Below are 4,599 nucleotides of genomic sequence, written 5' to 3'. Positions count from 1 at the left end.
GAAGCCGGGCTTGGCGTGCCGGTGCGGGCCGGGCTCGGCGGGCGGCAGGGGGCTTGCCGGGTTGGGCACGGGGTGCGCCGCGCCCGGGTCGGGCTGCGTCACCGTGGGCCCGGAGACGGCGACGACCGTGCCGGGCTGGTCGGGGTCGCGCGGCGGGGTCGGCGCGACGACGGGCACGGCGGCGGGGGCGTCAGGGTCCGGCGGCTCCACCTCGAAGGACTCCCACGAGCAGCTCTCGGTGCCCTTCTGCTGGCGGTCGCGGTGCGGGCCGAGGTGGCCCGGGTCGCGGTCGCAGGGGTGCGCGTGCTCGGCGCAGACGTCGCCACAGCGGGCCGTCCGCGCGTCCTCCTTGGGCGGCATGAGGCCGGTGGCGGCGAGCGCCTCGACCGGCGGGACGTCCGCCGCCAGGTGCGTGAACTCGGCGATCACCTTGCCCTCGATCGTCGCGGCGGCGTCGGCGGCGAGCGCGGCCCGCTCACGGTGCCGGTCCCGTTCGTTCTTCATTGCGGCGAGCGCCGACGCGGAGGTCTTCATCGCGCCGCGCAGGGCCTCCAGCTTCGCCACGAGGTCGCGCTCCTCGGCTTCCATGGCGCGGTACACGTCGGCGGGCTCGGCCATGCGGTCGGTGATCGCGGTGGCTTCGCGGGCGTGGTCGGCGGACTCGGCACGGAGGTCGCTCGCGTGCCCGCGCATGATCGCGACGATGTTGTCCAGGGTGCTCATGAGGCGCTCCCGGTGATGGCGTCGGCGGCGGCCTGCGCCTCGTAGGCGAAGTGGATCGCGGCGTCGAAGAGGCTCGCGAGATGGCCGAGCGTCGCCTGCAGGTCGAGGCCGTGCCCGGCGTCGCGGGTCGGGTGCTCCGGCTTCGCGTTGTCGATGGAGATCAGGGCCGTGGCGCAGACGTGGTGCGCGTGTTCGGTGAGCGGGCGCAGATAGTCGGCGATCGCCTTCATGTCGTCGGCGGTCAGGTCGTTGACCCGGTCGCTCGTCAGCTCCAACTGCTCGGCGGCGAGCCTGAACATGTCGGCGGGGCTCACTGGGCACCGCCCGCGGGCTCGACGGTCAGCGTGACGAGCCCGCCGTAGTAGGCGATGCCCTTCACGCCGTCCGCCTGGTCGACGTAGTCGATGATCGCGACGCCGTCGCCCGTGACCTCCGCGCGGTTGGACGCCCGCCAGCGGACGGGCCGGTTCTCGTGGTCGGGGTCGGCGGTGATGATGTCGCCGGCGTGGATCTCGCGGGCGTGGCGTGGAATGCTTCGGGTCATGTCCTTCGACTCCAGACAGTCGTTGGGCTCCGCCGCTCCGGGGGTCCAGCCCGGGGCGGCGGTCTTGTTCAGGTCGTTGATCAGTCGGTCGGTGGCGTCGTCGGTGAGCAGCCGGAGCCGCCCCGTGCAGCCCCTGCGGCGACAGGTCGGCAGGATCTTCGAGCCCGCCTGTGCGGACTGGGCGGGCGTGAGCCGGGTGGTGACGGAGCCGCAGCCGGAGCACACGCGGGGCGTGCACGGCGTGGACCGGCGCAGCAGGGAGACCAGGGCGGCGATCACGACGAGGCCCCCTCGCGCGCCTTCGCGACAATGTCCGTGAGGCGGCCCGCAGGGTCGGGCTCGGCCGCGACCTTCTCCAGCGCCTCGATCAGCCCGTGCGCCTCGGACTTCGTCAGCTCCGTCGCCGAGCCCAGCGGCCGGCCGACGATCGCCGACGTCGCGCGCAGCCGGTCGTCGCGGTCGTTCCAGCCGATCGTGCCGAACATCGCCACGACCTTCTTGATCTGCGGATCGGTGACGGCCTCGCCCGGCAGCGGCGGCGCGGACCGCTGCACGCCCGCGCCCTCCTGCGGCGCGGACGACGAACCCCGGCGCCGCTGCTGCTGGGACCGCTGCGCAGTGCCCCGGTTCGCGGCGGCCTGCCCGTCGTCGTCCTCGTCCTCAGCGGCGATGCCCGTGATGGCCAGCAGCACGTAGCGGCGGGCGTAGGTGATCGCCGAGCCCATCTGCATCGGGTTCTCGCTGAGCTTCAGCGGGTACTCCCCGGCCTCCTCGGTGCCCGACGCGACGTGCTTCAGGCTGTACGCCAACACGAACTTGGGGTCCTCGGCCCGCAGGGTCGGCTTGGTCTTGTAGATCACGCCCAGCGCGTTCAGCCGGGACAGGACCACGGCGTTCACCTGGACGAGGTCGGCGTACTTGGTCTTCTGGTTGCCGACCTGGCCCTTCTTGTCCTTGAGCAGGACCGGCGGGTCCGCCTGGAGCATGCACAGCGCCTCGTCGAGCGACTTCGGTTCGGTCATCAGAACGCGTCCCCTTCGGGCTCCTCGTGGGCCTTGGCGAGCACGTAGCGGGATGCGGTCGGCGGCTCGATCGGGCTGCCCACCAGGTCGCGCGACGTCTTGTCCCACATGCCGACCTGCTGGACGTACAGGAACACCCGGTGCTGCTGCTCGTCGGCCACGACCGGGATCAGCGAGTACCCGTCCGGGCGGATCCACAGGGCACCCGTCCACGTCACCTCCGGCATCGGGAACGCCGTGTCCGGGTCCTTCGGGTCGGGCTGCATGAACTCGGCGAACCGGTAGCCGGCCAACTGCAGCGCCGTCTCGCCGAAGATCCCGGACCGGTTGGTCTTGGCGTCGATGAGGCAGCCGCACACGAACCCGTCCTCGTCGCGCGGCAGGTGGTCGTACTCCGGCATGTCCGGCAGGAGGATGTCGCCGAAGATGTCGAAGGTGCCGACGTAGCGGTGCGTCTCGGAGTAGACGAGCGCCTCGACGTGCCGGGCGCGGAGCTGGAACTCGTCCAGGAACTTCACGTAGCTGTCCACGTAGGGGCGCAGCAGGTCCGGGACGACGACGGACTCACCGGCGATGAGCCGCTCACCCATCTTGTGGACCTGGGTGCCGCGGTTGGCGGCCTCGTCGCGGGACTCGTACCGGCCGCCCTGCAGCTTCTTCAGCCGGGCGGACGGCGCGAGCTCGGACAGCCCGTCCCAGTGGTCGAGGGCGTACTCGGCAGTGGCGTTCCCCGCCCAGTTGATGAGCGCCTTCTTGGGCAGCCCGTCGCCGTTGATGCCGGTGACGCCAGGGATGCGGTCGCCGGTGTCGAGGTCGATGTACCAGTGGTTCCGGCCGTTGTCCTTGCGCACGATCTTCATCGGGTCCACCAGTCCTCGTCGTCGGCCGCACCGTCGGCGCGGTGCCGGGCGGTCCACTGCTCGATCAGCAGGAACGCGGCGTCGGCCTCGTCCAGCCCGGTCAGGGTGGTCATCGCGGTGAGGGCGATGTCGTTGGACATGGCGCCCTCGCGGTAGCGCTCGACCAGCTCGGCGGCGGTCGCGGCGTGCTCCGGGGCGGTCATGACCCGCCGCCGAGGATGTCGGCACGCAGATGCTCGACGGCCCGGTCATGCCCGGCCAGGGCGGCGGCCTCGGTCGGCCAGCGCTCGATGTACTCGCCCTGCCAGTCGTCCGGCCCGAAGATCATCGTCTCGAACAGCAGCGGCGGGCCGGCGGCCATGAAGTTGTGGTCAGCGCCGAGCCACACGGTGGAGACTCGATAGCCGTTCTCCTCATGGAGCGCGACGCGCTTGTACTCCATGTCGCCGAGCAGTTCGTTGGCCTTGGCCGTGTCGATCGGCTGGCCCTGCCGGTCGTACCAGTAGTTCCTCACCGCGCACCCCCGGTCAGCAGGTTCAGCGCGTACGCCTTGCCGTACCGGTCGCCGTCGGCCACGGCCTGACACAGGCTGTCGAACGCCAGCAGCGCGTCGTCGCGACGCAGCACCGACAGGGACGCGACCTCGTCATCGACGTTCATGTTCGGGAACGTGAGCTGCCGGTTGGCCAGGGTCAGCAGGCGTTTGCGGGTGGTGGCCATGCGCCCGCCCTTCAGCCGGTCGACGTCGGCGCGCAGGTAGTAGGAGGCCCGGCCCACGGTGACGCGGGTGAGGCGGCCGGTGAGGATCAGCGTCTGCTCGGTCTCGCGGATGCCGTGCTCCCACGCCGTGGCGGGGAAGTCGCGGGCGGGCATCAGCAGCCGGGCGCGTGCGGCGGGGGTCATGACATGTCCTGAACGGCGATGGTCCACAGGAGTCGGGCGCCGACCGGGGCCTTGTGCTCGATCTGGATCTGGCTGCGGGTGATCTTCAGGTACGGCGCGGAGAAGTCGGGCTCGCGCCGGACGCCTGCGTCCTGATCGGAGAGGCGGGTGTTGATGGACCACACGCCGTAGGTGTCCACGACCACGACCGAGGCGTGCTCGTCGTCGTGGTGCGTGCGGATCTTTGCGGCCACCTGGGAGGTGCGGACCTCGGGCCGGTAGTTGCCGAGCCCCTCGTTGCAGGCGACCCAGGTGTAGGGCTGGCCGTCGCCGATCATGCTGCGGATGCGTCCGGCGACCGCATCGACGTTCTGCAAGGTCAGGAATCCGAACCACTCGCGGCCGGACTTCAGGCGCTCGATCTCGCTCATCGCACGACCTCCTCGGCCTGCTCGTCGGCGGCGCGCTGGTCGGCGGACACCTGCCGCCCCGACTGGAACGCGTACGCGGCGCACCACCCGGCCATCACCAGGCACCCCGCCGCCATCAGCCAGTGCTCCCGGACAGC

The 4,599-nt window shown here is 71.4% G+C and carries 8 protein-coding genes and 1 pseudogene; all 9 read right to left on the bottom strand.

The window, feature by feature from the left end:
* Positions 1-723, bottom strand: a pseudogene (locus VIU94_RS33910) (hypothetical protein); the annotation flags it as partial.
* The gene (locus tag VIU94_RS33905; protein WP_331917498.1) at positions 720-1,022 is read right to left on the bottom strand and encodes a hypothetical protein; all 303 of its coding nucleotides are present in this window, start codon (positions 1,020-1,022) and stop codon (positions 720-722) included. The pseudogene VIU94_RS33910 and the gene VIU94_RS33905, both read right to left, overlap by 4 nt.
* 11 nt (positions 1,023-1,033) lie before the next feature.
* Positions 1,034-1,546 (bottom strand): hypothetical protein, encoded by a 513-nt coding sequence (locus VIU94_RS33900; RefSeq protein WP_331917496.1) that lies wholly within the window; start codon positions 1,544-1,546, stop codon positions 1,034-1,036.
* Positions 1,543-2,289, bottom strand: a complete 747-nt coding sequence (locus tag VIU94_RS33895) for an ERF family protein (RefSeq protein ID WP_331917494.1) — start codon at positions 2,287-2,289, stop codon at positions 1,543-1,545. The genes VIU94_RS33900 and VIU94_RS33895 overlap by 4 nt, the downstream gene beginning before the upstream one ends.
* The gene (locus tag VIU94_RS33890; RefSeq protein WP_331917492.1) at positions 2,289-3,149 is read right to left on the bottom strand and encodes a hypothetical protein; all 861 of its coding nucleotides are present in this window, start codon (positions 3,147-3,149) and stop codon (positions 2,289-2,291) included. The genes VIU94_RS33895 and VIU94_RS33890 overlap by 1 nt, the downstream gene beginning before the upstream one ends.
* Positions 3,146-3,352: a hypothetical protein gene (locus tag VIU94_RS33885; RefSeq protein ID WP_331917490.1), complete on the bottom strand. Its 207-nt coding sequence runs from the start codon at positions 3,350-3,352 to the stop codon at positions 3,146-3,148. The genes VIU94_RS33890 and VIU94_RS33885 overlap by 4 nt, the downstream gene beginning before the upstream one ends.
* Entirely contained in the window at positions 3,349-3,663 is a 315-nt protein-coding gene (locus VIU94_RS33880; RefSeq protein ID WP_331917488.1) for a hypothetical protein, read from the bottom strand. The genes VIU94_RS33885 and VIU94_RS33880 overlap by 4 nt, the downstream gene beginning before the upstream one ends.
* The gene (locus tag VIU94_RS33875) at positions 3,660-4,052 is read right to left on the bottom strand and encodes a hypothetical protein (protein WP_331917486.1); all 393 of its coding nucleotides are present in this window, start codon (positions 4,050-4,052) and stop codon (positions 3,660-3,662) included. Before VIU94_RS33875 ends, VIU94_RS33880 begins: the two co-directional genes overlap by 4 nt.
* Positions 4,049-4,462, bottom strand: a complete 414-nt coding sequence (locus VIU94_RS33870) for a hypothetical protein (RefSeq protein ID WP_331917484.1) — start codon at positions 4,460-4,462, stop codon at positions 4,049-4,051. The genes VIU94_RS33875 and VIU94_RS33870 overlap by 4 nt, the downstream gene beginning before the upstream one ends.
* Positions 4,463-4,599 lie beyond the last annotated feature (137 nt).

Source organism: Streptomyces sp. (assembly GCF_036566765.1).
GTDB lineage: Bacteria > Actinomycetota > Actinomycetes > Streptomycetales > Streptomycetaceae > Streptomyces.
Note: the sequence above shows the minus strand (reverse complement) of the source record. Positions and strands in the feature narration are given on the sequence as shown.